We start from the raw sequence: 25,737 nt of genomic DNA on the forward strand, positions 1-25,737 counted from the left end.
TTTCGGGGCGCCCGTCTCAGTCCCGCAGCAACTCGTCCACCAATACCGCGATGTCGTGGTCGCCGTACCCGCGGCGCAGGTGGTGGACCTGGACGTGCACCAGGTGGTGCAGCTCTTCCGGCAGCTGCTCGACCCTGAGTGCGCCTCTCAGCCCGACGAGCACTGGAACCACCTTCTTTCCCTGCTGGTGTGCGAGAACCAGCTCCCTGCGCACCCAGTCCTGCGGATCGTCGAGGAACCGCACGCCGTCGTTGTTGGTCTGGCTCTCCCAGCGCCTGCCGACGACGGCGATCAGCGTCTCGCAGTTGCGGACGTTCTCCTCCAGCGCCTCGGTGAAGTCCGGCAGGCCTGGCCGCATCGACCGCACGTCGTAGAAGACGGCCTGCTCGCCCAGCCGGCGGACCAGTTCCCGGTGCAGCAGTTCGGGTACGGCCTCCGCGTCACCGGTGCGGAAGTTGATGAAGAACCTCGGCGGGGCCGGCGGCAGGTCGACCTCCACCCCGTACGGCTTGAGGAGGTCGCCCAGCCAGGACAGCTGCTCCGGCGTGTCGAGCGCACGCTGGACTCCCGACACCGGCGGGGCGGTGCACCGGTGGTCGAAGAGCACGACCGTTTCCCGGGGCATGTCCTCGATCGACTGCCAAAGGATCCCGTCCGCCCACGGCACCTTCTCGTACAGCCACGCGGCCCACTGCCGGGTCTTGGGGAAGCTGTCCGGTGTGGTCGTGGTGAGCCAGGAGTCCTGGTGCACCTGCCCGAGTTCTGGCGTCGTGAGGAGGCGGATGAGGTTGAGCGGGCGGGTCGTCCTGACCTCACTGAGCACCTGACCGGCGAGCGCGGCGCCCGGCAGGATGCGCTGGACCCCGCGGGTGACCGCGAACTCACGCAAGAACCGTTCCGCCACAGCGGTTTCCGGGGCCGCGGACATGCACAGCGTGTGGTGTGAGGCGCCGTTGCACGCGTCGAACCGGCCCCCGCCGAACGCGCTGTCGTGCCGGGGATCGAACATCCGCGGGTCGAGCGTGGCGGCGTGCACGCGGTAGAAGGTCCGTCCGGCTTCGATCGTCTCGCGCTTCGGAGTGCCGGTGAGATGAGGGGGCGGAGCCATGTCGGGCACGGGTCAGCCCTCCGTCAGCGCGACGGCGGCCGCCACCAGCAGGTCGTCGGGTGTCCGTCCGATCAGCTCGTACGGCGGCTCGGTGAGCCAGGCGTTCGCGCTGAACCACCAGTCGGCCGCGCCCCACGGGTCTTCGTGGGCGCGCAGCAACCAGTTCACCCGCAACACGACCTCCAGCGGTGCACCCGACTCGTCGAACTGGAACAGCGGCACGGACGCACTGCCGTCGTCGCGGTGCAGCTTGATCACCCCGAACGCGTCCGGGGCGTGCCCGCGTTCGCGCAGATCGGCAGCCGATTCCCACTCGTGCGTGAGAATGCGTTCTTTCGCGCTGCGCGGCCGCCCGTACAGGTTGACGTCACCGGAGATGGCAACGAGCAGGCGGTCGAGCTCGCGAATTTGTCCCGGGTTGGCATAACGGACCCCGGCGTCGGCGAAAACAGGGTCGTCATGGGGGAGGAGCTCGCCGAGCAACCGCGTCAGGGCGTGTGCGATGGCGGCCCGCTCGTCGGCGCTTTGAGCGGACCGCAGCGCGTCGACCAGCCCGCGCAACCGGGTACGCCCGTGGGATCCGAGCAGGTGGGTGACCCTGTCCCAGTCCGCGACGAGCGCGTCGATGATGTGCTGCACCGCCACGCGCACCACTCCTGTTCCGTAGACAGGACATTCTGCCCCGGCCTCACCGTGAAATTTTGGTCAGAAAGAGGACATTTGATTGTCGTGCCCGGGAAATGCGTGGAGCGGGACGTAGCTTCTTTCTTCGTCCGCACATCCAGGACATGCGTGAGGTTCAATGAGCTCATCCGTCGGTTATTACCTCTCTGCCGCTGACGTCGAAGCGCAACGCAGGCGCGACTTGCGCGCCGGCGTGGCCTCCGCCCTCGCCCGGTACGACGGGGTGCGGGCCAGGGCGCGCGGCATCGGACTCACGATCCCGGCCGTGAGGGCCGGTTTCACCGACGACACGACCAGTGACGAACTGCAGGAGCTGCTGCGGCGCGTGACCACCGCGCTCGACCACGCCGACGAGTCGATCAACGATGCCTGGCGGAGCCGGTGGCAGGCCGAGTTCGGGAAGGTCGCGCGGCACACCGTCGTGACCGGACTGTCCGCGCGGGACGAACTGGCGCGCGCCCAGTCCGAACCGGACCGCGAGACGCTCGCGGTGCGCAGCGCGGTCGCCGACGCCGAGTCGTTGATCGAGAGCCAGGGCCACCGCTGCGACGAACAGGGCGTCGCGTCCGCGCGAGAGGCGTTCACGGAACTCGTGGAGGCCACGACGGTGGTGCGCGCCAGGACGCTGTCGCTGGAGATCGCGGTGATCATCCAGAAGTCGGTCGCGCGCCGCCGCGCCGCCACGACCCTGGAGGCCGAACGGGTGCGGCTGCTGGAGTTGGTGCGCGATGCCGCTGCCGCCGAGCAGGAGTCGTTGCGCGAGCTCGTCATGACCACGGCTGACCTCGACGCGGCAGCGGGCGCCGTCTTCGGCTCGATCGAACGTGAGGACCGCGCCCGCCACCGCGAGCAGGTCGCGGACGCGGCCGCCCAGGCGTTGGAGGAACTCGGGTGCGTGGTCGGCGAGGAGTTCGAGTCGTTGCTGACGACCGAGAACGAAGCCGTCGTCGGGTTCCGCGCCCAGGACGGCTACGGGTTGCTCGTCCGGCTGCCCGAGGATGGTCAGTCGCTGCTCACGGCCGTGGTCCGCGCCGACGACCGGGCGGCGAGCGGCGTGCATGCCCTGGCGGTGCAGACGGCTTACTGCGACGAGACCCTCCCGGAACTGCACGCCAAGCTGCGGGAACGAGGTGTGCACATCGGTGACGCGCCGTTCCTGCGCGGTGAACCGGGCAGACCCGTCCCCGTCGCGCCCTCGCCGTTGCCCGGCAGGCAGCGCAGGCACGAGACGAAGAGGGTGAAGGAGCGGGAACGTGAACGCTGAGGTGCCCGCCTGGGTGCGCGAACTCGACCTCTCACTCATCACCCACCCGCAGGTCCTGCTGGTGGGCAACGTCCGCGACCGCTACTTCCTGCCGGCGGAGACCGGGCCGCAGCTGCTGCCCTTCGACCTCCCGCAGGTGGTCGAACGGTCGTGCCGGAGGCGGGGGTTCGCCGCGCTCTCGGTGTTCGACGTCGCCCGCGACCGGCTGGACGTGTGGCGCCTGCGCGACGACGAACTGCGGTTGCCGGACGCGTTGAAGGAGTTCATCGCCGACGACGCGCTGTCGGCGCCGGGCAGGGACGGAGGGGCGCCCGACGACCTGGTGCTGCGCCGGACGCGCCGGGTGTTGCGCGACATCGTCACGTTCCGCGCCGCGCCGATCGGTCTGCTGTTCCCGTTCGCGGCCAGGCTCGGCTCGCCGCGCGCCGAGCTGACCGGGGAGGGCAAGCTGCTGATGGCGGCGGTGGAGGCACTCGCGCACGAGGCCCGTCCGGTGCCGGGGTCGTCGCCGGTCATGCCCTACAACACGGTCTTCTGGGTCGCTGAACGCGAGGAGCAGCTGCCGGTCGAGTTCGCGATCTCCCCGCGCACCGTCAAGGTGATCACCATCCCGGCCGCGCCCGCCGAACAACGGCTCGCGGCGGCGAGGCACGCGGTCACCGTGGTCTCGAGCAAGGCGGGCCAGGTCGTCGACCAGCGCACCCTCGACAAGGCAGCGGAGAACCTCGTCTCGGTGACGCACGGGATGAGCAACGCCGAGGTGCTCGCGGTGAGCAGCGTGGCCGTCGACCGCGGCCTGCCGGTCAGCAGGCTGGACGAGGCGGCACGGCTGTACCGGGTGGGCGTGCGGGACAACCCGTGGGCCGTGTCGTCCATCGTGGACACGATCGCGAACGCCGACTCCGCCGCGATCGGCGTGATGGGCCAGGACCACGCCGTGAAAAAGGCCGTCGAGATCTTCATGCGGTCGGCGGCCGGTCTGACCGGTGCGCAGTCGTCCAGCTCGCCGAACCGGCCGCGCGGTGTGCTGTTCCTCGCAGGGCCGACCGGCGTCGGCAAGACCGAGCTCGCGAAGGGCGTGGCACGGCTGATCTTCGGCAGGGACGCGGAGCCGGTCAGGTTCGACATGAGCGAGTTCCAGCAGGAGCACGCCCGTGAACGGCTCGTCGGCGCTCCTCCCGGGTACGTCGGCTTCGACGCGGGCGGTGAGTTGACGAACGCGGTGCGCGCCAACCCGATGAGCGTGCTGCTGTTCGACGAGATCGACAAGGCGCACCCGCGGTTGTTCGACCTGTTCCTGCAGGTGCTGGAGGACGGGAGGCTCACCGACGGCCGCGGCTCGACCGTGTACTTCACCGAGAGCGTGCTGATCTTCACCTCGAACCTCGGCGTGACCGATCCGCACGCACCGCCGGGTGCGCCGCCGCGGTTCACCCACCGGGACGACCCGGTCGAGGTGCGCAGGGTGTTGCAGCAGTCGTTCGAGTTCTTCTTCGACAACAAGATCGGCAGACCTGAGCTGCGCAACCGGCTCGGGGACGCGTTCATCGCGATGGACTTCATCCAACCCGAGATCGTCCCCGCGCTGCTGGACAAGGCGCTCACGTCGGTCGTGCGCCGGATGGACGTCGTGCACCGGGTGCGGCTCGAGATCGGGCAGGCCGCGCGCAGGACGTTGTACGACAAGGCGGTCGAGAACCTCGGGCACGGCGGACGCGGGGTGAACAACGCGGTCGAGACGGCTTTGATCAACCCGCTGTCGGAGATGGTGCTGCGGCAACCACCGGTACCCGACGAGACCTGGCGAATCGATGCGCTGGTCGCGGAAGCGCAGGGGTGGCGGGTTGAGGTGACGCGGTGCTGAGAACGAGCAGGGTGCTGCACCCGATCACGTCGCTGGGCCCCGGCCGTCGACTCGGGATCTGGGTGCAGGGCTGCACATTGGCCTGCAAGGGCTGCATGTCCCGCGACACCTGGGACGCCGGCGCCGGAACTCCGCTGAGCGTCGACCATCTGCTGGAGCTGTGGCGAGAGGCCGTGCGGGCAGGTGTCGACGGGCTGACGGTGAGCGGGGGCGAGCCGCTGGAGCAGGCCGCGGCTCTCACCGAGTTCCTGGCGTCCGTGCCACTCGAGGGCAGGGACGTGTTGCTGTACACAGGACACGAGCTCGGCGAGCTGGACGACGAGCAAAGGGCGGTGCTCGGCCACGTGGACGCGGTGATCACCGGGCGGTACGTGGCGGGCGAGCAGCCGGGGCTGATCTGGAGGGGGTCGGCGAACCAGCGGCTCGTCCCGCTGACGCCGCTCGGCGAGGAGCGCTACCGGCCGTTCGTGGACCTGGCGAGCCGGGCGCAGGTGCAGGTCCGGGTGGACGACGGGCTGTTGTGGCTGGTGGGGGTGCCACCGGCCGGTGTGCTGCCGAAGGTCGAAAAACGCCTGCGCGACAACGGGATCGTGTTCGAGGAGGCTGCATGGCGCCCGTGATCTACCGCTGTCCCGACGACCCCGGAGGGTGTCCCTCCACGCTCAGCCCCGGTTTCTGCGCGGTCCACCCGGCGACGATGCTGGAGGCGGTCCGCGCGGCGGCGTTCACCACCGGGGAGACGCCGGCGGCCGCCGAACCCGCTGAGGCGCTGACGTTGCGGTTCCTGGGGCGCCTGATCGAGATCCCGCCCGAGGGCGTGGAGATCGGCCGCGAGACCGGGCCGCTCGCGTCCGTGCCGGGCATGGCGGAGCTCACCCAGGTCTCCCGACTGCACGCCACGATCTACCCGCTCAACGGACGCCTCTACGTCAGGGACGAGGACTCGGTCAACCACACCTACCTGGACGGCAGGCGGGTCACCGTTCCGCGCCGCCTGGAGGCCGGCCAGGTGCTGCGCCTCGGCCTGGACGTGGAGCTGCAGGTCGAAGGAGTGCGGTACGACGAGTTCGGGCTGCCGTCGTGAAGCGCGTGGAGGTCGCGGCGATCACCAGCAGGGGACTCGTGCGCGCAGGCAACGAGGACAGGGTGTCCGTCTTCGGCTGGCTGGCGCCGCGGGAGATGACCGAGCCCGTGCTGCTCACGCGCGCGACGTCCGAACCCGTGCTGGTCGTCGTGGCGGACGGGCTGGGCGGGCACCAGGCGGGCGAGGTGGCCAGTGAGTTCGCGGTGACGGCCCTGCACACCGCGCTGCCGGACGTCGTGGCCGACCCCGCGCAGGCGTTCGGGCGCGTGCACGAGGACCTGCTGGCACTGGGCGCGTCCCAGCCGGAGTTCGAATCGATGGCGACGACGGCCACGGCGTTGCTGATCACCGACGTGATCACGCTCTGCCACGTGGGCGACAGCAGGGCGTACTACGTCGAACCCGGCTTCGTCACGCAGCTCACGACGGACCACACCGAACCCGGTGGCGCCCTCACCCAGGTGCTCGGCGGCCGGCCGGGCCGCGAGGTGGTGCCGCAGGTGCGCGAGGTGGATTCGGCCGACTGCCTGCGCTTCCTGCTGTGCTCGGACGGACTTCACTCCTACGTGGACGCTGCCGTCGTGCGCGAGGAGGCGGCGCTGGAGTCGTCCTTCGGCGCCGCGCGGGCGCTGGTGCGAGCGGCTTTCGAGGCCGGCGCTCCGGACAACGTCTCGGTGTGCGTGGTCACCGTGTGGCTCGAAGGGGAACGAGATGACTGAGCCCGTACCGAGACCCAGCACGCCGACCGTGCAGCAAGGGTCGAACCCGACGGTCGCGCAGCACGGCAAGTCCGTTCCCACCGTGCAGCAGGGCCCGGTGGCCGCGCCGCGGGAGAACCCGGAGACGCCGGAGTTCCCGGACCAGCTGCGGGACCGGTTCGAACCGCTGGCCGTGCTCGGCACCGGGACCGAGGGCGTGGTCTGGCGGTGCCGCACGCCTCAGGGCGACGAGATCGCGGTGAAGGTGCACTGGGCGAACCACAAGGCGGACACGGCACTGCTGGCGCACCTGGACAGGAGTGAGTTCCGGCGGCACGTGCCGCAACTGTGCGGGCACGGCTCGTTCATCAGCCCGTACGGCCCGATCCACTGGGTGGCGATCGAACTCCTCGAAGCCACGCTGGACCAGGAGATCCGCGAGAGGTTCGCCGCCGGGTGGTCCGCGGGCTGGGCGCTCGGTGTGCTGCGCGAACTCGCGCAGGCGTTGCACTTCTGGCAGACGGAGGTGGGCCGCAACCCGATCGACGTGAAGCCGGACAACTGGATGCGACGCGCCAACGGCCAGTACGTCGTCGTGGACTTCGGCGGTGTCGTCGGGTTCACCGCGAGCCAGCAGATCGGCAGCACCACCATGGCCGCGCGGGCCTACACACCGCCGGAGCAGTACTGGCAGGAGAAGGGCGGGCCCTGGCCGTGGTGGACGCTCGGCGAGATCGCCTACCAGCTGTGCACCGGGCACATGCGGTTCCAGCGTCCCAACGGCGAGATGCTGTCCGACGAGGTCATCAACCGCATCCGCGCGCTGGGTGAGCTCGACCTGACCGATGTCGCGGACGAGCGGTGGCGGTCGTTGATCTCCGGCCTGCTCACGACTGATCCCGCCGACAGGTGGGGGTGGGTGCAGGTCGAGGACTGGCTCGCGGGTGGCAACCCACCGGTGGCGGCGCGGGGGCACGCCGCAGCGCCGGGACGTTCGCCGATCACGTTCGTGGACGGCCGGATGTTCACCGACCCCGCAGACCTGGCCGTGGCGATGCTCGACAACCCGCACGCCGCCGAACGCTGGCTGACCGGCGACGGCCGTCAGGTCCTGGACACCTGGTTGAAGAAGGAGGAACTCCAGAACCGGTTCGACGTTCTGCGCTTGCGCGGAGCCACGACGGGTTCGGCACGGCTGCACAGCGGCGTGCTCGCGTTCGGCGCGGCGTTCGCGCCCGAGGTCACCCCGCGCTACCGGGGCCGTCCCGTCGACAGCGACGGACTGGTGGCGGTGCTCGCGGAACCCGACGGCTTCGAGTTCGCGGGCGAGGTCGTGCTCGGGGACGTGCTCGGCACCGCGGGTGGCTATCGCTGCCGTCACCACGGATGCGGTGAGCGGTGCGCCGTGCTGGACCGCGCCGCCGCCGAACTCCCGGTGCTGGTGCAGGACGCCGAACGGATCATCACCGGGTCCGGCTCCGGCGCGTTGCAGAGCGGTGAGCGCGAACGCTTGCACGGCATGGCTTTGCTGCTCGTGCTGCGCCCGGACGAGGCCGCGCGGGTGCTGCGACCGTCGCCGTGGGTGCGGCTGGCGAACGTGCCGTGGTGGCGCCCACTCGCCAAGCAGTTCCCGTCTACCTCGACCGCGCACGGCCGCGCGACCCTGCTGGCCCAGGGGATCCTGCAGGAACGTGCCGCACTGCAACGGCCTCGGCGTGAGACCGGGAGGTTCTCCGCTCGCGGCGTCCTGCGGAAGATCGGTGCGGTCGTCGTGCTCTGGTACGTGATGATCGCCGCCGCGTGGGTCGCGGTGGTGCTGAGCAACGGCGACCTGGCGTTCAACGGTGGTCCCGACGGCGAACGCCAGGCCGCGACGCTCGGCGCGTCGGCTCAGATGGTGCTGGCACTGCCGTTGATGGTGCTGGCCGTCGAGCTCGTGTTGCTGGTGAGGACCAGAGGAGCGGTCGCGGCCGGCGTGGTGTCGGCCGCGGCGCTGGGCGTCGCGCTGCCCCACCTCCCGCTGTTCACCGCCGCCAGCTCGCCGGACCTGATCGCGAGCCAGGTGACCTCGCTCGCCGAGGTGTGGGCGGAGGGCATCGTGGTCGGGCTGGTGCTCATGACCGCCGGTGGCCTCGCGCTGGCGTCGCTGGCCCGGTCGTGGCTACCGGAGACGGCGCCGCGCGGGGTGAGCAGGTGGAGCTCCAACCGGGCGGTGATCGCCCTGATGGCCCTGGTGGCACTGGCTTCGCTGTTCTGGGCGGCCGTCGTGCTGAGGCTGATGATCTACTCCGCCGACGTGAGCACGGCCGACCCCGGTGGCTACGCGGCGTTCCTGCAGAGCGGCTACCTGCTGGCGCTGGCCGCGGTCGCCGCCGCGATCGCGCTGTCGGGACGGAACACGATCGGCACGCTGACGGTCGCCGTGCCGGCCGTGCTCGTGCTGGCTGCGATCGCGAAGCCGTTGCCGGAGTTGAGGTTCCTGTGGCTGCTGTTCCTGCGCGAACCGCTGCTGTCGTTCGCCGGGCTGTGGGGCCAGGCCGCGTTCTGGGCCGCCCTGCTGGTGCACGTGCCGCTGACCGTGGTGTGCGTGCGCGGGATCCGCCGGGCGGTGGACGCCTGATGGCCGACGACCACCGCGAACGCTTCGACCTGGTCGAGTCGTTGCTCTCGGAGTTCGAGACGCGACTGGACGAGGGCGAACCCGGCGACCAGGCGCTCCTCGACGACGTCAGGTACCACCTCGACTGGATCCAGGCCGTGGCGGGAGAACCGTCGTTCGACTGGCTGTGGGCCCATTACCTGAGCGCGTCGTGGCACCGCTGCCGCGCCCAGCTGTGGGAGGACGTGAACGAGATCGACGCCGCCGTGGCCGAACTGCGCCTGGTGGTCGGCTACTCCGACACGTTCTACTTCCGCCTCGACCTCGTCGAGTTGATCCAGCTCCGCTACCACGTCACCGACACCGGCGACCGCCCCTACCTCGCCGAGATCGTCGCGGAGCTGCGTGCCCTGTCCCTGCGCGAGCCCGATGACGAGGAAGACGGAGCCAGGGTGTCGTCCCTGCTGGGGCAGACGCTGCGCGAGCAGTTCCGGCGCGAGCTGAACGCCGACGAGAACCCGGCGCCGGAACTCCTCGACGAGGCCGAGCAGCACCTGTACGCGAGCCTCGACGTGACCGAGGACGTCGAGACCGTGCTGGACCTCGCGAGGCTGTTGTCGTTCCGGTCCGGCACGACGATCGACCTCTACGCGCGCGACCGGGAAGCGGACCGGCAGGAGGCGATCACGCTCTACGAGATGGTCGCGCTGGACGTGCCGGACGCCGCCTTCGAACTGAGCGACCTCTTCACCGAGGACCGCGACGAGATGATCGGCCGTTCGCAGGCGTTGCGGGCGATCGACAGCGTCAAGCACTCGCCCCAGTGGGAGAAGCACAAGGGGCAGTACGCGATCCGGCGCGGCGACCTGCTGATCAGCCAGGCCCGCGAGAACCCGGCGGAGCTGCCCTCGCTGATCGACTACCTCGAGGACGCGTTCGACACCCAGCCGGACGAGGGACTGCTCGGGAGCGCGCTCCTGGAGGCGCACTGGCTGGCGGGCGACGCCGAGGCCACGCTCAGGACGGTCGACCGGCTCACCGGAATCGAGGACGGGCCGCCACCGGAGGTGCTCCTGCCGTTGCGTGCCGTGGCGACGGCATCGCTGGCGTTGCGCGGGCGCGCCGACCGGGCGGAGGCCGAACGGCTGCTGCGGTCGTGCACGCGCGAACCCACCGAGCTGAGCTGGACGAAGCAGCTGCCGTTGGCCTTGCTGCCGATGGTGACGAACGAGCTGGCCGAGGTGCCCGAATCCCTTGCCGCGTCGGTGATCGGCGACGGCGACGTGGAACAGGTGGCGCGGGGCCTGCTCGACTGGCTCACCCGGCACGAGCAGCCCGGTTCCGACTGGCTCTGCGCGGTGGCGATGCTGAGGGCCAAGCTGGCGGACGACCAGGACACCAGGCTGGCCGCGTTGCGCGCCCTGGCCGCGGCCCGCGCCGCCGTCACCGCGGAAGGTCCGCTGGCACTCGAGCTGCTGGTGCGGCACGCGACAGTGCTCGCGAGCCACGGCGAGGAAACGAACGACCGCGATGCGGAGATCGAGTCCGCCGCGCTGCTGAACGAGTACTTCGCCAGGGCGGACGCGGACGATCCACTCCAGACCGTCGCGCTGGCGCTGCACGGCGTGGTCGTGGCGGAGGTGCACGCCCGCGGTGGCGTGGCGAACATCCCCCTGAGCCACGCCAAACCCGCCCTGGAGAAGGCGTGCGCGGACCACGAACTCGACCCGGACCTCCGCTCGACCCTGCTGGTCCAGCTCGCACGGCTGGAGGTGCTGCTGACCGTCCAGGAGCGCGTGGACCACTACCGGGCGGCCATCGGCCACTGCGCGGAGGCGATGAGCCTGGTGGAACCGGGTAGCGAGGAGCACGACCAGGCCTGGCTCATGCTGGGGCTGGTGCTGCTCAGCAGGTTCCACGAGCACGGCGGCCGCCACGATCACGACGCGGGCTTACGACACCTGCACGCGGTGCGCGAGTCGAGGCTCGGGCGCGGGATCGACGTCGCCGATGTCGACGACGTCCTGCGCGCGGTCGAACCGTTCCTCACCGACGGGGGCGGCCTCGACATCGGCATGACGGTCGCCGAGATCTACGCGAGGCTGGCGGAGCTGGACCGCAGCGAACTGGATCCGGCTCTGCTGGTGGCGGAACGGATGCTGCTCCTGCAGGGCCTGCTCAAGCACGGCAGCGACGCGAACGACGTGGCGGTGCTGGCGGACGCCCTCGACCAGCTCGGGAAGACCGCCGACGTGTTCCAGGCGGGCTCGGCGATGTACGCGGCGACCACCGTGGCCGGCCTGTACGGATCCACGGGCGCCGCGGCGGCGAGAGGCGACACCGCGAAGTTCCTCGACGGGATCGCCAAGCTGGAGGCGGTCCGCGACGACCCGGCGACCACGGGCGTCGACCGCAACCTCGCGTCGTTCGGTCTCTCGATCTGCTGGCACGCCCGGCACATGGCCACCCGGAGCACGGCGGACCTGGACAAGGCGTTGCTCCACTACAGCTCCGTGAACACCGACTCGGTGGGCATGCGGGACGCCACCGGGTTGCTGGACGGCTTGGCGGACAGCTGCTGGAAGCTCCTCCCACTGGGGTACGGCACGGTCGCCGTCTCGATCGGTTTCGACACCCTGAAGGTCAGGGCGCGGCACGTGCTGGCGCAGAGCACCGGGGAGCACGCGGCTGCGCAGGCTTCGGACGCGGCTGCTCGCGGTCAGCGCGTGGCGTTGCGCTGTGCCGCGTCGGGTGAGCTCCGCCGGGCCGTCGAGGCGGTGGAGTGGGGGCGTGGACTCGTGTTGCACAGCGCCACGTCCACCGCGGGCATCGCCGCGAAGCTGAAGGCGGCCGGACACCTCGACCTCGCGGCCGAGTTCGAGGTGGGGGAGGATCAGGACCTGGCGCCCAGCGACGTGCGGCGGCGGGCGTTGGCCGCGCTGGGCAGCGAGGTCGAGACGTTGACGCCACCTGCGCTGGAGGAGATCGCCTCCGCGTTGCGGGCGCTGGATGCGGTCGCGCTCGTGCACCTGGTACCCGGTCAGGGTGACCACTCCGGACGGGCGTTGGTGACGTCGGCGGACGGCTCGGTGTCCGAGGTGCTGCTGCCGTTGCTGTTGGACGGTCCGGACGGCGAAGTCGGGCGGTACCTGGCGCTGGACGACCGGCGACGACGTGAGGCGCTGCCCTCGTTGTGCGCCTGGGCGTGGCGGGTGGCGGTGGAGCCGTTGCTGCACAGGACTTCCGGCTGGCTCGTACTGGTGCCGACCGGTGCGTTGGGGGTGGTGCCCTGGCACGCCGCCTCCGGTGGTGGGCGGACCGCGGTGCACGAGGCCGGGTTCACGTACGCGGCGTCCGCGCGCCAGTTGTGCGAACTGGCGCACCGGGAACGGCAGCCGGTGGGGGCCTCGCCGGTGGTGGTGAGCAACCCGGCCGGGACGCTGGCGGCGACGCAGTACGAGGCCGAGTTCCTGCACGGGCTCTACCCGCACGGGCACTTCTACGGTCAGGCCGGGCCCGGAGTACCGGTGCACGGGGTGGGTACTCCCGACGAGGTGCTGGAGGAGATCGGGGCCTCGTTGCTGCACTTGGGATGTCACGCCCGTGCGGGTGCCACGCCGGCCCAGTCGGCGTTGGAACTGGCGCGCGCGGACCTGTCCGTTGAGCGGATGCTGCGGCATGCGGCCGTGCGGCGACACGGGGTGCCGGGTGGGCTTGTGGTGCTGGCGGCGTGTGAGAGCGACCTGACGGCGGGCCTGCACGACGAGGGGCTCACGTTGGCGGCGGCGTACGGCGCGGCGGGGGCCACCGGGGTCGTCGGTACGAAGTGGAAGGTGGACGACGTCGAGTCGGCGTTGCTGATGTGCGTGTTCTACGACTTCCTGGCGCGCGGCGACATGCGGCCTCGCGACGCGTTGCGGGCGGTGCAGCTGTGGGCGTTGGACCCGGACCGGGTGGTGCCGGTGGGCGTGGCGCGGCACCTCGCGGAACGCGGCAGGGCGGCCTCGCTCGCGGATCCCGTGTACTGGGCGGCGTTCGCGCACCACGGGTGGTGATCGTGCTCAGGTGCCGGTCACGGCCTCGCAGGTGACCTTCTCACCGGGTTTGCCCGTGGCGGACGCCAGTTCCTTGACGCCGTCGAGCAGGATCCGGCACGTCAGCACCTGGTCGCCCTTCGGCGTGACGGCGACCTGGGCCTTCTCGCCGGCGTTGACGATGACCTCGGTCGTCCACGGCAGCGGCGCCGCCGTGCTGACGTTCTGCGGGGTCTCCTTGCGGTTGCGGTCGGGCGACTCGGCGTACGTCACGTCCGCGAGGGTGTCCGCCGGTTGGGCCGACGCCTCGTAGGTGATGGCCCAGGACTTGCCGATCAGCGTGTTCCAGCCGCCCAGGTGGTTCACCAGCGCGACGGTTCCGCCGCCGAGCACTGCCAGCACGGCGAGGACGACCAGGAGCGTCTTCATAGGACAGACGGTAGTGGTGGCGGCGTGCGCCGGCATCGTTCGGCGGGGTGACCGGTGGGTCATCCCGCAGGACGACTCACTTGAGCAGCAGGCGGACCGTGAGTTCGAGGCGGTTCGCGACGTCGGTCGCGGTGGCGCGGCGGGTCACCCAGGCGACCAGGTTCGACAGCCACACGTCGCCGATCACGCGGGCGATGGCCTTCTGCTCGTCGGTGGGGGCGTCGTCGCTCATCGCCTTGGTGAACATGCTCTCCATCAGCAGCGAGACCTTGTCGATCTCGGCGCCGGCGGAGGCGTCGGCGAAGGTGAACGCGCGCGTCATCGCCTCGGTGAGGTGCGGGTTGCGCTGCAGGCCCCTGGTGATGCGGCCCAGCACGAACAGCAGGCGCTCGTAGGGGCTCTCGCCGGGAACGGTGGTGCGGTCCATCTTCTCCTGGGCGCGCTCCAGTTCCACCGCGAGGCTCGACACGAGCAGGTGGACCTTCGAGGGGAAGTAGCGGTACAACGTGCCCAGCGCCACGTCCGCGCGGTCGGCCACGGCACGCATCTGGACGGCGTCGAACCCGCCCTTGGACGCCAGCGCGATCGTCGCGTCGACGATCCGCTTGCGACGCTCGCGCTGGGCCGCCGAGCTGAGCTCGTCGCCCGCCATCAACGCGTCCGTGCGCGACTTCGAAGGTGACACGGAGATGATCCTCCTGAAACGTGTTGCAGCTGCGCTCTCATCATACTCGATCGGTTTGGCGGCCATGATCTGTTGCCCGAAATAGAACACGTTCTATAAACTTCTTCATGTACTGGAGGAGGCCGCATGCCGATCGCCACGACCGGGGACCAGCGCGCGTTGCGCGACAGCGTGGACGCCGCCGGGGACGAGTGGGCTGATCTCGTCAAGGTCGGGTTCTTCGAGGTGACGCGGGAGGGCGGCACGGTCGCCGATCTCGCGGTGATGCTGGAACGGGCGGCCGAGAACCTGGTGCCGGGGCCTTTGCTGCCCACGGCGCTGGTGTCGGTGCTGTTCCCCGGCTTCGACGGGATCGCGGGTTTCGGGTTCTCGTCGAAGCAGGTGGTCGGTGCCGCCGAAGCGACGCACCTGCTGGTCAGAACGGACAACTGGATGCTGGTGCCGGTGTCCCGGGTTTCGGTGACACCACTGGAATCCGTGGACCACTCACGTTCGCTCGGTTCGGTGCGCGTCGACGTGCCGGGGGAAACCACGGGTGATCCGACGGACCTCGCGGTGACGCTCATGGCGGCCGAGGCGAGCGGTGTGGCCGCGTGGTGCCTGAACACCGCCGTGGAGTACGCGAAACAACGGCAGCAGTTCGGGCGTGTCATCGGGTCGTTCCAGGCCGTGAAGCACCTCTGCGTCGAGATGCTGTGCCGCGCTGAACAGGCGTCGTCGGTCGCGTGGGACGCGGCGCGGTCGGTGGGGGAGGACGAGCACCCGCTGGCCGCGGCGGTCGCGGCGGCGGTGGCGTTCGACGCGGCGGTGCGCAACGCCAAGGACTGCATCCAGGTGCTGGGCGGGATCGGGTTCACCTGGGAGCACGACGCGCACCGGTACCTGCGGCGGGCGTTGGCGTTGCAGCAGCTCGCGGGTGGTGTGGCGCACTGGCGCCGGCGCGTCGCCTCGCTGGCTCTCGCCGGAGCGCGGCGGTCGCTCGCCGTCCGGGTCGAGTCGGATCCCGAGGTGCGGGCGTTCGCCGACGAGATCGCCGGGCTCGATCCGGCCGGTCAGCGGGAACGGTTGGCGCGCAGCGGGTTCCTGGTGCCGGGCTGGCCCAGGCCGTACGGGCAGGACGCCGGCCAGGCGCGGCAGCTCGTGATCGACAGCGAGTTCGCGCGGGCCGGGGTGCGGCGGCCGGACCTGATCATCGGTGGCTGGGCGGGGCCGACGATCCTGCGGCACGGGACCGCCGAGCAGCAGGAACGGTTCGTGCCGCCGACGTTGAGCGGGGAGCTGACCTGGTGCCAGCTGTTCAGCGAACCCGAGGCGGGCTCGGACCTGGCGTCGTTGCGCACCAGGGCGGACCGCGTCGACGGTGGCTGGAGGCTCACCGGGCAGAAGGTGTGGACGTCGCTCGCACACGAGGCCGACTGGGCGATCTGCCTGGCCCGCACCGATTCCGGCGTGCCGAAGCACAAGGGCATCACGTACTTCCTGGTCGACATGCGCTCCGACGGCGTGGACGTGCGGCCGTTGCGGGAGATCACCGGTGACGCGCGGTTCAACGAGGTCTTCCTGGACGGCGTGTTCGTGCCGGACTCGTGCGTGGTCGGGGAGCCGGGTGACGGCTGGAAGCTCGCCCGCACGACGCTGGCCAACGAACGCGTCGCCATGGGCTCGTCGCTCGGCGAGGCGCTCGAACAGGTCCTGACCTCCCCCGCGGCGCCGGAGCACGCGGAACGGCTGGGCGCGCTGGTGGCGCAGGGACTCGCGGTGTCGGTGCTGGACCTGCGGGCGAGCCTGCGGGTGCTGAGCGGGCAGGAACCGGGCGCCGAGTCGAGCGTGCGCAAGCTCGCCGGCGTGCGGCAACGGCAGGACGTCGCGGAGTTCGCGGTCGAACTGCTCGGCCCGGACGCCGCCGTCGAGGGCCCGCTGATCCACGAGTTCCTGCTGACGCGGTGCCTGAGCATCGCGGGCGGTACGACGCAGGTGCTGATGAACCTCGCTGGTGAACGGATTCTCGGTCTACCGAGGGAGCCCTGATGGATTTCCAGCTCGACGAGACCCAGCAGGAGATCGCCGCGCTGGCGGCCGACGTGCTGGGCAGGGAGAGCGACACCCCCTGGAAGGCGTTGGGGGAGGCGGGACTGCTGGCCCTCGCCGTTCCGGAACGGCTCGGTGGCGACGGGCTCGGCGTGCTGGAGACGGCCGTGCTGCTCACCGAGGTCGGACGGCGGGCGGTGGACGTTCCGGCGCTCGCGACGCTGGCGCTCGGCGTGTTGCCGATCGTGGCGCACGGGACCGAGGAGCAGCAGAACGCCCTGCTGCCGTTGGTGACCGAGCAGCACGGGGTGCTGACGGCGGCGTTGAGCGAGCCGTCCCGGCCGTTGCCGGTGTCACCGCGGACCACGGCGGGACCGGACGGCATCACCGGCACGAAGATCAACGTGCCGTACGCCGGTGACGCCGTGCGGATGCTGGTCAGCACGGACAGCGGCGTCTTCGTCGTGGACCCGGAGCAACCCGGCGTGTCCGTTGTGGACGGTACCGTGACGTTCGAGGACGCCAGGGGAGACCTGCTCGCCGGAGCGGACGTGCGGCGGTTCGCGCTGGCCGGTGCCTGCGCGGTCGCGGACGGCGTCCTGGCCGGAGCGCTCGACCTCACCGTGAAGCACGTGGGCACCCGCCACCAGTTCGGCAAGCCGCTGGCCACGTTCCAGTCCGCCGCCGCGCTGGTCGCGGACGTCTACATCGCCTCCCGCACCCTGCACCTGGCCGCGCTGACCGCCGCCTGGAGCCTCGACGACGCCGACCTCGACACGGCGGCCTACTGGCTCGCGGCCGAAGCGCTGCCCGCCGTGCACAGCTGCCACCACCTGCACGGCGGCCTCGGGCTCGACATCACCTACCCGATGCACCGCTACTACGGCATGGCCAAGGAGCTGACGCGGTTCGTCGGCGGAGTGGAGCACCGCTTGGGGGCCATCGATGTTCATTGATCTCAACGCCGCACAACGCACACTCCGTGACGAACTGCGTGAGTACTTCGCGAACGTCATGTCCGACGCCGAACGCGAGGCGATGCTCACCGAACGCCACGGCACGGTCTACCGCGAACTCGTGCGCAGACTGGGGCGTGACGGCAGGCTCGGCGTCGGCTGGCCCGTCGAGTACGGCGGCCTGGGGTTCGGACCGGTGGAGCAGCAGATCTTCGTCAACGAGGCGGCCCGCGCGGACGTGCCGTTGCCGTACGTGACGCTGCAGACGGTCGGCCCGACGCTCCAGACGTACGGGACCCAGGAGCAGAAGGACTTCTTCCTCCCCAGGATCCTGAGCGGCGACCTGCACTTCGCCATCGGCTACACCGAACCGGACGCGGGCACCGACCTGGCCGCGTTGCGCACCAAAGCCGTTCTCGCCGACGGTGACTACGTCGTCAACGGCCAGAAGACCTTCACGACCGGTGGTCACGACGCCGACTACGTGTGGCTCGCCTGCCGCACGGGTGCCGCGGACTCGCGCCACAAGGGCATCACGATCCTGATCGTCGACACGACCGACCCCGGCTACTCGTGGACGCCCATCATCACGTGCGACGGCGCCCACCACGTCAACGCCACCTACTACAACGACGTGCGCGTACCCGAGTCCCGCCGCGTGGGCGAGGAGAACAAGGGCTGGCGCCTCATCACCACGCAGCTCAACCACGAACGCGTGATGCTCGGCCCGTCCGGCCGCATCGGCGCCCTGATCACCCGCGTCCACGACTGGGCGTCGTCCCGCGGCCTGCTCGACGAGCCGGACGTGCGACGCGCGTTGGCCGAGGCACGGGCCGTCCACCGCGTGAACGAGCTGCTCAACTGGCAGGTCGCCGGTGGCGAACTCGAGGTGGCGGACGCCTCCGCCACCAAGGTGTTCGCCGCCGACCGCACCCAGCGCATCGGCCGGCTGCTCGAAGAACTGGTGGGCCGCCACGGAGCTCCCGAGGACCTGGTGCGCTGGCTGGACGTCCAGGCCCGCCGCAACCTCGTGCTGACCTTCGGCGGTGGCGTGCAGGAGATCCAACGCGAACTGATCGCCAACATCGGCCTGGGACTGCCACGGGTGGTGCGATGATCGACATCGAGAAGGAAGCAGCCCGCATCGCCGAACGGGGTGAGTGCGCACCCCGGCTGGCTCGCGACCCGGTGAACCTGCCGATGATCCGCAACTGGCTGGAGGCCATCGGCGACGAACACCCCGGCTACACCGAGGTGGCGCCGCCCGCGATGGTCCAGGTGTGGACGATGGCGGGCCTGCACGGCCAGCGCACCCTCGACGACCCGCTCGGCGCGATGATGACCGTGCTGGACGAGGCCGGGTACACCTCGGTGGTCGCCACCAACTCCGACCAGACCTACCACCGGTACCTCGAGGTCGGCGAGCAGCTGTCGGTCACGACGAGCCTGGAGGACGTGACCGGGCCGAAGCGGACGGGCCTCGGCGAGGGCTGGTTCGTGACGACCCGCAGCACCTGGTGGGTGGGCGACGAGGCCGTCGCGGAGATGCGCTTCCGGGTGCTGAAGTTCAGGCCCGCGCAGAAGCTCGCTCCCGAACCGGAGGTTCACCAGGCGCCGCAGGCCATCCGTCCCTCCGTCAACCGCGACACCCAGTACTTCTGGGACGGCTGCAACCAGGGTGAGCTGCGCATCCAGCGCTGCGGCGGCTGCGGCCTGCTGCGCCACCCACCCGGCCCGATGTGCCCGGAGTGCGGCGCCACCAAGCCGACGTACCTCGTCTCGGAGGGCTACGGCGTCATCTACAGCTACGTCGTGCACCACCACCCGCAGGTGCCGGGCAAGCAGACCCCGTTCGTCATCGCGCTGGTCGAACTGGACGAGGGCGTGCGGATGCTGGGCGAGTTCGACGGCGAGCCCGGTGTCGGGCAACGCGTCGAGGTCGTGTTCACGAAGGTCGACGACGACCTGACCATGCCGAGCTGGAGGCCCCGTGCGGATCGGTGATTCCCTGCCCGAGTGGCACGTCGAGGCCACGCCGACGTTCGTGATCAGCACCGCGCTGGCCACCCGCGACTTCCAGGACGTCCACCACGACCGCGACCTCGCGGTGCAGCGCGGGTCGAAGGACATCTTCATCAACATCCTCACCACCACCGGCCTGGTGCAGCGCTACGTGACGGACTGGGCCGGGCCACACGCACTCGTCCGGCAGGTGAACATCAAACTCGGCGCCCCCTGCTACGCCTACGACACGCTGAAGTTCTTCGGCCAGGTCGTCGGACGGGAGGACCAGGACCTGACCATCGAGGTCGTCGGCAGGACCGGCCACGGCGACCACGTCACCGGAACCGTGCGGATCGAGGTGCCCGCGTGAACGCCGCCATCGTCGGGATCGGGGCGACCGACTTCTCCAAGGACTCCGGCCGCAGCGAACTCCAGCTCGCCGCCGAGGCCGTCAAGGCGGCCCTGGAGGACGCCGGGCTCACACCGTCCGATGTGGACGGCCTGGTCAGCTTCACCATGGACACCAACGCCGAGATCGCGGTCGCACGCGAGCTGGGCATCCCGGAACTCACGTTCTTCAGCCGCGTCCACTACGGCGGCGGCGCGGCGTGCGCGACCGTCCAGCAGGCAGCGATGGCGGTCGAGACGGGCGCGGCGAAGGTCGTGGTCTGCTACCGGGCGTTCAACGAACGCTCCGGGCACCGGTTCGGCCAGGTCCAGACGGCGGCCGCGGCGAACATCGACAACAGCTGGTCGTACCCGGTGGGCCTGGGCACGCCGGCCGCGATGGTCGCGATGTTCGCGCGCCGGTACATGCACGAGTACGGCGCGACGAGCGAGGACTTCGGCCGGATCGCGGTGATCGACCGCAAGCACGCCGCCACGAACCCGAACGCCTGGTTCCACAACCGGCCGATCACCCTCGACGACCACCAGGCGTCGAGGTGGATCGCCGAACCGCTGCGGCTGCTCGACTGCTGCCAGGAGAGCGACGGCGGGGTCGCCCTGGTCGTCACGACCGCGGAACGAGCCCGCGACCTGCCGAACAAACCCGCCCACGTCAAGGCGGCCACCCAGGGCAGCGGCACCGACCAGTTCACGATGACCAGCTACTACCGCGACGACCTGACCGGGCTGCCCGAGATGGGCGTCGTGGCGCGGGGGCTCTGGGAGAGGTCGGGCATCGGACCGTCCGATGTGGACGTCGCGGTGCTCTACGACCACTTCACCCCGTTCGTGCTCGTCCAACTCGAGGAGCTGGGCTTCTGCGGCAGGGGAGAGGCGAAGGACTTCATCAGGACCGGCGCCCTCGAACTGGACGGCTCACTCCCGCTCAACCCGCACGGCGGTCAGCTCGGCGAGGCCTACCTGCACGGCATGAACGGCATCGCCGAGGGTGTGCGGCAGGTCCGCGGCACCGCGGTGAACCAGGTCGAGAACGTGAACCACGTCCTGGTCACCGCCGGCACCGGCGTCCCGACCAGCGGTCTAGTCCTCGGTCAGGGTTAGCAGGGCGTCCGCGAGCACCGGACGGTCCCCGGCGGACGTCGTCAGCACCAGCTGAGCGCCGTCCCGCCACACCCGCGTGGTCAGCGTCTCGCCGGGGAACACCACCCCGGCGAACTTCGCCCCGAACGAGAGGACCTGCTCCGGCCCGTCCAGCACGGCGTCGATCACGGCCTTGCACACCACCCCGTACGTGCACAGCCCGTGCAGGATCGGCGCGTCGAACCCGGCGCGCGCAGCGAAAGCAGGATCCGCGTGCAGGGGATTCCGGTCACCGCACAACCTGTACAGGTAGGCCTGCTGCGGCAAAGTAGGCGTCTCGATCACGAAGTCCGGTGCGCGCGACGGCACCTCGACCTTGCCCGACGGTCCGCGCTCGCCGCCGAAGCCGCCCTCGCCACGGGCGAAGATGCTCGACCGGGTGGTGTACAAGGCGGTCCCGTCAGCGGTGAAGGCCGTGGCCTCCTGCACGATCACCGCGGCCTTGCCCTTGTCCCAGACGTCCGAGATCCGCGTGCGCAGCACCGCCCCACCCGAAGCGGGCAACGGGGAGTGCACCGTGATCTCCTGCGTCCCGTGCAGCACCCGAGCGAGATCGATGTCCACGCCGGGGAACGACACGACCGGAGCGGCCGTCTCGTGGAAACGCGGCGCCACGACCCCGAACGTCGGCAGCACCCGCAACCCCTGCTCGTACACGTACCGGAGTTCCGTGGCGCCCAATGCCAGGTGGTACAGCAACACGTCGGACTCGGACCACGAGAACTCGACCTCGGGCAGCTCCGCCCCGACGGCGACGGCGGGATCGATCGGCATTCAGGCGCCCCTCACTCGTAGGTGATCTTCACGGTGTCGGTGACCGGAACCGACTGGCACGCCAGCACGATGCCCTCGGCGATGTCCTCGGAGTCGAGCACGTCGTTGTTGAGCATCTTGACCTCGCCCTCGACCAACCGGCACGCGCACGCGCTGCACGCGCCCTCCCGGCACGAGTAGGGCGCGTCGAGTCCCTTCTCCAGCAACAGGTCCAGCAGCTTCGTCCGCGCGGGCCACGGGAACCGGTGCTCCTCGCCGTCCAGCGAGACCTCGACCACGGCGTCCGGCCGGTCGTCGACCGCCACGACCTCGGCGGAGAACGGATCGCTCGACAACGACACGAACTTCTCGACGTGCACCACCGCAACGTCGTGCAACGCCTTGCGGGCAGCCTCCATGAACGGCCCCGGCCCGCATACGAAGGCCTCGTCGCACGAACGCGCGAACGCCCGCAACCCGGCCGCGGAAGGCAGTCCCTGCACCGACTCCAACCAGTGCACGACCGTCAGCCGCTCGGGGTGGGCGCGAGCCAGCTCGTCCAGCTCGCGCGCGAAGATCACCGAGGACTCGTCCCGGTTGGCGTAGAACAGGAACACCCGCCCGGACCCCTGCAGGAGCACCGACCGGATGATCGACATGACCGGCGTGATCCCGCTCCCGGCCGCGAACGCGACCACCGACCCGTCCAGCGACGCTGGCGTGAACACCCCGGCCGGCGCCAGCACGTCCAGTTCCATGCCCTCCAGCAGGGAAGAGCACATCCACACCGACCCGTGCCCGTCCGGCGTGCGCTTCACCGTGATCTTCAACGGCTCGCCCGGCGCGCTCGACAACGAGTAGCAGCGCGCCACCTCGCCGGCGCGCACGGTCAGGAACTGCCCGGGTTTCACCGCGAAGGAAGCTCCCGACAGCACGAACGAGCGCGCGTCGGCGGTCTCCTCGATCACGGCGTCGACCCGCAGCCGGTGCACCTCAGCCATCGGCGACCTCCAGCGTCCCCTCGCGCACGGCCTTCTCGATGCTGTCCCGCAAGCGCAGGCAGGTCGGCACCAACGCCGACCGCGACCCGCACAGCTCCACGCACGTCGAGGTGTCGGACAGCCACTGAACGGACGTGTGCTGCGGGCTGTTCTTCTTCACCAGCACCCGGTTCCCGCAGTCGCACCCCACCGGAACCATGCCGCCCACCAGGAACTCGTCGCGCTCGCTCACGTCGCCTGCTCCTGCGGCTGCTGCTTGGCGAGGTTCTCGGCGACCTCCTTCTCCCAGACCTCGACGGCCCGGCTGGTGTCGACCTCGAACTCGAAGCGCCGCGTCATGTCCTCGGACACGTCCTCGACGTCGACGTAGAACTGCTCGTACCAGCGCCGGAGTTGGTAGACGGGACCGTCCTCCTCACACAGCAACGGGTTGTCGACGCGCGACTTGTTCTGCCAGATCTCCACGTCCTGCAGGAACCCGACGCCGATGCCGCGGGCGAACTTCGCCGCGATCTTGTCCGCGTGGACGTCGTCCACCCCGGGCAGCTTCTTCACGATCGCGCCCCACTGGAGGCGGAACGACGTCGGCGAGATCGGGTAGTGGCAGTTGATCAGCACCGTCTCGATCTCGAGGCCCTTGTAGTCGTTCCACAGGTAGTCGATCATGTACGACGGCCCGTGGTAAGCGGCCTCCGACCGCACCTCGACGTCACCGGTGTAGTTCGAGCCCATCGCCACGTCCGGACGGCCGCGCGTGGTCAGGTACTGAGCGGCGACGTGGCCCTCCATCACGTTCTTGAAGTACGTCGGGAACGCGAAGTGGATGTAGAAGAAGTGGGCCATGTCGACGACGTTGTCGATGATCTCGCGGCAGTTCGCGTTGTCGATCACGACCGAGTCCCAGGTCCAGTTGCTCCACTCGTCGCTGAAAGCCGCGTCGATGCGCGGGATCGTCACGTGCTCCGGCGGCGGGTTGCCCTGCGGGTCGTTCCACACGAAGAGCTGCTTGTTCTCCTCCAGCGTGATCCACGACCGGGTGCGTGCCCGCAGCGGAACCCGCTTGGCGTAGGGGATGTCGACGCATCTGCCGTTGCCCGCCCAGCGCCAGTCGTGGAACGGGCAGGCGATGGTGTCGCCCTTGATCGTGCCCTGGGTGAGGTCGCCGCCCATGTGCCGGCAGTAGCCGTCCAGGACGTTGATCTTGCCGTCCTCGGAGGCGAACACCACGAGCTTCGTGCCGAACGCCTCGATCGCGTGGGGTTCGCCGTCGCGGAACGCGCTGGCGAGGCCGAGGCAGTGCCAGCCGCGGGCGAACCTCGCCGGGGGCGTGCCCGCGTCGATCGTCCGCACACCGTCCTGCGTCATCGCTCTCCTCCAGAGATGTCGAGGCCGGCGAGGTACCCGAACGTCATCGCCGGTCCGAGGGTGGCGCCCGCGCCCGCGTAGGTGTGGCCCATGACGGACGCGCTGGTGTTGCCCGCCGCGTACAGGCCTGCGATCACCGAACCGTCCTCGCGCAGCACGCGGGCACGGGTGTCGGTGCGCAGACCGCCCTTGGTGCCGAGGTCGCCGGGCACGATCTTCACCGCGTAGAACGGGCCGGTGGTCAGCGGCGCGAGGTTGGGGTTGGGCTTGGTGCGCGGGTCGCCGTAGTAGCGGTCGTAGGCGCTGTCGCCGCGGTGGAAGTCCGTGTCCTCGCCGTCGACGGCCAGGGTGTTGAAGCGACGCACGGTCTCGGTCAGTTCCGGCAGGTCGGCCTGCTGGGCGAGTTCCGCGAGGCTCGGCGCGGTCAGCACGGACTCCTTCCAGCGCCGGGGAAGCGGCCGTCGCGGCGGGATGCCGCAGAACGGGTAGCGGCTGCGGTAGGAGTGGTCGAAGACGAGCCAGGTGTCGCCGGTCATCGCGTTGACGACGTCGATGTAGGGCGCGGCCTCGTTGACGAACCGGCGCCCGGTCTTGTCGACGAGCACGCAGCCGGGCAGCGACCGTTCGGCGAGCAGGAAGAACGGCCCGCGCGGCAACGGCACCGACGGCCCCCACCAGGCGTCGTCCATCAGCCCGACCGCGGCACCGGCGCGCTGACCCGCCTCGATGCCGTCACCGGTGTTGGCCTTGGCGCCGACCGTCCACTCCGTACCGATGTTCTGGTGCTGCTTGCGCAGCCGCTCGTTGTGCTCGAAACCGCCGCACGCCAGCACGACGTGCTTCGCGGTGATCAGCTCGTCGCCGGCGAGAACGCCCGCGACCTCACCGTTCTCGAAGTGCAGGTCGGTCATGGCGGTGTTGAGCCTGACCTGGACGTCGAGCTTCTGCAGGCCTGCTCTGAGGCCCGCGGAGAGCGCCTGGCCCATGGTGAGGCGGCGGCCCGGCAGGAACCGGCGCGCGAACACCTTGGCGGCCGTGACGACGCCGCGCGGGTGGCGGCCGATCAGCGTGAGCCACCGGTAGTCGGTCTGGGTGATCACGATGCCCGCGGGCGTCGGCACGTACGGCGGTTCGAGGTTGCGGACCTCCTCGCCGAGCAGCGAGACGTCGAACGGCAACGGCTCGACCGAACGGCCGCGCGGCTGCCCGCCCGGCGCCTCCGGGTAGTAGTCGGAGTAGTCGCGCACCCAGCGGAACTCCAGCGGCGTGTGCTCGGTGATGAACGCCAGCATGTCCGGCCCGCCGCGCAGGAACGCCTCGCGCAACTCGGCCGGGGTCTCGGGCGCGATGTGCGCGAGGTAGGTGCTGGCTCGGTCGGCCGAGTCGGGCACGCCGTTGCCCGCGACCACGGCGTTGCCCGGCACCCAGATGCCGCCGCCCGACCGCGCGGTCGAGCCGCCGAAGTGCGCGGCCTTCTCGATGATCAAGGTCTTCAGGCCGTGTCGAGCGGTGCAGAGCGCGGCTGTCATACCCGCCGCGCCGCTGCCGACGACGATCACGTCGTACATCGCACCCTCCCGGAGCTCAGACTAGAACAGGTTATAGTTCTGAGGCGGTTTGGCGCTATGGTGTA

Annotated in this window: 22 protein-coding genes; 13 read left to right on the forward strand and 9 right to left on the reverse strand. The window is 70.4% G+C overall.

Annotation, left to right across the window (positions count from 1 at the left end; translation table 11 throughout):
• Nucleotides 1-16 precede the first annotated feature (16 nt).
• A complete protein-coding gene (locus tag QSK25_RS05355; RefSeq protein ID WP_285635237.1) occupies nt 17-1,108 on the reverse strand; it encodes an RES domain-containing protein in 1,092 nt (363 codons plus the stop codon).
• Nucleotides 1,109-1,120: 12 nt separating this feature from the next.
• Nucleotides 1,121-1,753, reverse strand: a complete 633-nt coding sequence (locus tag QSK25_RS05360) for a hypothetical protein (RefSeq protein ID WP_285633807.1) — start codon at nt 1,751-1,753, stop codon at nt 1,121-1,123.
• A gap of 157 nt (nt 1,754-1,910) precedes the next feature.
• Between QSK25_RS05360 and QSK25_RS05365 the strand changes: the two genes are divergently transcribed.
• From QSK25_RS05365 to QSK25_RS05395, 7 genes are read left to right on the forward strand one after another with little or no spacing between them, the layout of a single operon-like run.
• Entirely contained in the window at nt 1,911-3,056 is a 1,146-nt protein-coding gene (locus QSK25_RS05365) for a hypothetical protein (protein WP_285633811.1), read from the forward strand.
• Nucleotides 3,046-4,920 (forward strand): AAA family ATPase, encoded by a 1,875-nt coding sequence (locus QSK25_RS45570; protein ID WP_285633814.1) that lies wholly within the window; start codon nt 3,046-3,048, stop codon nt 4,918-4,920. Before QSK25_RS05365 ends, QSK25_RS45570 begins: the two co-directional genes overlap by 11 nt.
• Nucleotides 4,914-5,540: a 4Fe-4S single cluster domain-containing protein gene (locus tag QSK25_RS05375; RefSeq protein WP_285633817.1), complete on the forward strand. Its 627-nt coding sequence runs from the start codon at nt 4,914-4,916 to the stop codon at nt 5,538-5,540. The genes QSK25_RS45570 and QSK25_RS05375 overlap by 7 nt, the downstream gene beginning before the upstream one ends.
• The gene (locus tag QSK25_RS05380) at nt 5,528-6,004 is read left to right on the forward strand and encodes an FHA domain-containing protein (protein WP_285633820.1); all 477 of its coding nucleotides are present in this window, start codon (nt 5,528-5,530) and stop codon (nt 6,002-6,004) included. The genes QSK25_RS05375 and QSK25_RS05380 overlap by 13 nt, the downstream gene beginning before the upstream one ends.
• Nucleotides 6,001-6,723 (forward strand): PP2C family protein-serine/threonine phosphatase, encoded by a 723-nt coding sequence (locus QSK25_RS05385; RefSeq protein WP_285633823.1) that lies wholly within the window; start codon nt 6,001-6,003, stop codon nt 6,721-6,723. The genes QSK25_RS05380 and QSK25_RS05385 overlap by 4 nt, the downstream gene beginning before the upstream one ends.
• On the forward strand, nt 6,716-9,322 hold the full coding sequence (locus QSK25_RS05390) for a protein kinase domain-containing protein (protein ID WP_285633826.1): 2,607 nt from the start codon (nt 6,716-6,718) through the stop codon (nt 9,320-9,322). The genes QSK25_RS05385 and QSK25_RS05390 overlap by 8 nt, the downstream gene beginning before the upstream one ends.
• Nucleotides 9,322-13,356: a CHAT domain-containing protein gene (locus QSK25_RS05395; RefSeq protein ID WP_285633829.1), complete on the forward strand. Its 4,035-nt coding sequence runs from the start codon at nt 9,322-9,324 to the stop codon at nt 13,354-13,356. The genes QSK25_RS05390 and QSK25_RS05395 overlap by 1 nt, the downstream gene beginning before the upstream one ends.
• A gap of 6 nt (nt 13,357-13,362) precedes the next feature.
• Here QSK25_RS05395 and QSK25_RS05400 read toward each other — a convergent pair whose 3' ends face one another.
• Both QSK25_RS05400 and kstR read right to left on the reverse strand, forming a co-directional pair.
• Nucleotides 13,363-13,764, reverse strand: coding sequence for an MmpS family transport accessory protein (locus QSK25_RS05400; RefSeq protein ID WP_285633832.1), 402 nt, complete (start codon nt 13,762-13,764; stop codon nt 13,363-13,365).
• Nucleotides 13,765-13,840: 76 nt separating this feature from the next.
• On the reverse strand, nt 13,841-14,416 hold the full coding sequence (gene kstR, locus QSK25_RS05405; RefSeq protein ID WP_285635240.1) for a cholesterol catabolism transcriptional regulator KstR: 576 nt from the start codon (nt 14,414-14,416) through the stop codon (nt 13,841-13,843).
• Between the two features lie 159 nt (nt 14,417-14,575).
• Between kstR and QSK25_RS05410 the strand changes: the two genes are divergently transcribed.
• Genes QSK25_RS05410 through QSK25_RS05435 form a run of 6 tightly spaced genes read left to right on the forward strand, consistent with a single transcriptional unit; the run spans nt 14,576 to nt 20,946 of the window.
• Nucleotides 14,576-16,477 (forward strand): acyl-CoA dehydrogenase family protein, encoded by a 1,902-nt coding sequence (locus tag QSK25_RS05410; RefSeq protein ID WP_285633835.1) that lies wholly within the window; start codon nt 14,576-14,578, stop codon nt 16,475-16,477.
• Entirely contained in the window at nt 16,477-17,433 is a 957-nt protein-coding gene (locus QSK25_RS05415) for an acyl-CoA dehydrogenase family protein (RefSeq protein WP_285633838.1), read from the forward strand. The genes QSK25_RS05410 and QSK25_RS05415 overlap by 1 nt, the downstream gene beginning before the upstream one ends.
• Nucleotides 17,423-18,550 (forward strand): acyl-CoA dehydrogenase family protein, encoded by a 1,128-nt coding sequence (locus QSK25_RS05420; RefSeq protein WP_285633841.1) that lies wholly within the window; start codon nt 17,423-17,425, stop codon nt 18,548-18,550. Before QSK25_RS05415 ends, QSK25_RS05420 begins: the two co-directional genes overlap by 11 nt.
• Nucleotides 18,550-19,437 (forward strand): bifunctional MaoC family dehydratase N-terminal/OB-fold nucleic acid binding domain-containing protein, encoded by an 888-nt coding sequence (locus tag QSK25_RS05425; RefSeq protein ID WP_285635243.1) that lies wholly within the window; start codon nt 18,550-18,552, stop codon nt 19,435-19,437. The genes QSK25_RS05420 and QSK25_RS05425 overlap by 1 nt, the downstream gene beginning before the upstream one ends.
• Nucleotides 19,424-19,807: a MaoC family dehydratase gene (locus tag QSK25_RS05430; protein ID WP_285633844.1), complete on the forward strand. Its 384-nt coding sequence runs from the start codon at nt 19,424-19,426 to the stop codon at nt 19,805-19,807. Before QSK25_RS05425 ends, QSK25_RS05430 begins: the two co-directional genes overlap by 14 nt.
• Nucleotides 19,804-20,946, forward strand: coding sequence for a lipid-transfer protein (locus QSK25_RS05435; protein WP_285633847.1), 1,143 nt, complete (start codon nt 19,804-19,806; stop codon nt 20,944-20,946). The genes QSK25_RS05430 and QSK25_RS05435 overlap by 4 nt, the downstream gene beginning before the upstream one ends.
• On the opposite strand, the gene chsH3 is transcribed toward QSK25_RS05435, so the two are convergent.
• Genes chsH3 through QSK25_RS05460 form a run of 5 tightly spaced genes read right to left on the reverse strand, consistent with a single transcriptional unit; the run spans nt 20,926 to nt 25,672 of the window.
• Complete coding sequence (gene chsH3, locus QSK25_RS05440) at nt 20,926-21,759, reverse strand: enoyl-CoA hydratase ChsH3 (RefSeq protein ID WP_285633850.1); 834 nt, start codon at nt 21,757-21,759, stop codon at nt 20,926-20,928. The genes QSK25_RS05435 and chsH3 overlap by 21 nt on opposite strands.
• Nucleotides 21,760-21,770: 11 nt before the next feature.
• A complete protein-coding gene (locus tag QSK25_RS05445) occupies nt 21,771-22,739 on the reverse strand; it encodes a ferredoxin--NADP reductase (protein WP_285633853.1) in 969 nt (322 codons plus the stop codon).
• Nucleotides 22,732-22,971 (reverse strand): hypothetical protein, encoded by a 240-nt coding sequence (locus QSK25_RS05450; RefSeq protein ID WP_352235707.1) that lies wholly within the window; start codon nt 22,969-22,971, stop codon nt 22,732-22,734. The genes QSK25_RS05445 and QSK25_RS05450 overlap by 8 nt, the downstream gene beginning before the upstream one ends.
• Nucleotides 22,968-24,104, reverse strand: a complete 1,137-nt coding sequence (locus QSK25_RS05455) for a 3-ketosteroid-9-alpha-monooxygenase, oxygenase component (protein ID WP_285633856.1) — start codon at nt 24,102-24,104, stop codon at nt 22,968-22,970. The genes QSK25_RS05450 and QSK25_RS05455 overlap by 4 nt, the downstream gene beginning before the upstream one ends.
• Nucleotides 24,101-25,672, reverse strand: coding sequence for an FAD-dependent oxidoreductase (locus QSK25_RS05460; RefSeq protein ID WP_285633859.1), 1,572 nt, complete (start codon nt 25,670-25,672; stop codon nt 24,101-24,103). Before QSK25_RS05460 ends, QSK25_RS05455 begins: the two co-directional genes overlap by 4 nt.
• Nucleotides 25,673-25,737: the final 65 nt, after the last annotated feature.

The sequence above is a fragment of the Lentzea sp. NBRC 102530 genome, assembly GCF_030269365.1.
Lineage (GTDB): Bacteria > Actinomycetota > Actinomycetes > Mycobacteriales > Pseudonocardiaceae > Lentzea.

Excerpts from the sequence above, each read along its gene's own strand:
- QSK25_RS05380 (WP_285633820.1), top strand. The coding sequence starts at position 5,528 with ATGGCGCCCGTGATCTACCGCTGTCCCGACGACCCCGGAGGGTGTCCC.
- QSK25_RS05365 (WP_285633811.1), top strand. The coding sequence starts at position 1,911 with ATGAGCTCATCCGTCGGTTATTACCTCTCTGCCGCTGACGTCGAAGCG.
- QSK25_RS05390 (WP_285633826.1), top strand. The coding sequence starts at position 6,716 with ATGACTGAGCCCGTACCGAGACCCAGCACGCCGACCGTGCAGCAAGGG.
- QSK25_RS05420 (WP_285633841.1), top strand. The coding sequence starts at position 17,423 with ATGTTCATTGATCTCAACGCCGCACAACGCACACTCCGTGACGAACTG.
- kstR (WP_285635240.1), bottom strand. The coding sequence starts at position 14,416 with ATGGCGGGCGACGAGCTCAGCTCGGCGGCCCAGCGCGAGCGTCGCAAG.
- QSK25_RS05400 (WP_285633832.1), bottom strand. The coding sequence starts at position 13,764 with ATGAAGACGCTCCTGGTCGTCCTCGCCGTGCTGGCAGTGCTCGGCGGC.
- QSK25_RS05395 (WP_285633829.1), top strand. The coding sequence starts at position 9,322 with ATGGCCGACGACCACCGCGAACGCTTCGACCTGGTCGAGTCGTTGCTC.
- QSK25_RS05410 (WP_285633835.1), top strand. The coding sequence starts at position 14,576 with ATGCCGATCGCCACGACCGGGGACCAGCGCGCGTTGCGCGACAGCGTG.
- QSK25_RS05415 (WP_285633838.1), top strand. The coding sequence starts at position 16,477 with ATGGATTTCCAGCTCGACGAGACCCAGCAGGAGATCGCCGCGCTGGCG.
- QSK25_RS05355 (WP_285635237.1), bottom strand. The coding sequence starts at position 1,108 with ATGGCTCCGCCCCCTCATCTCACCGGCACTCCGAAGCGCGAGACGATC.
- QSK25_RS05445 (WP_285633853.1), bottom strand. The coding sequence starts at position 22,739 with ATGGCTGAGGTGCACCGGCTGCGGGTCGACGCCGTGATCGAGGAGACC.
- QSK25_RS05455 (WP_285633856.1), bottom strand. The coding sequence starts at position 24,104 with ATGACGCAGGACGGTGTGCGGACGATCGACGCGGGCACGCCCCCGGCG.
- QSK25_RS05460 (WP_285633859.1), bottom strand. The coding sequence starts at position 25,672 with ATGTACGACGTGATCGTCGTCGGCAGCGGCGCGGCGGGTATGACAGCC.
- chsH3 (WP_285633850.1), bottom strand. The coding sequence starts at position 21,759 with ATGCCGATCGATCCCGCCGTCGCCGTCGGGGCGGAGCTGCCCGAGGTC.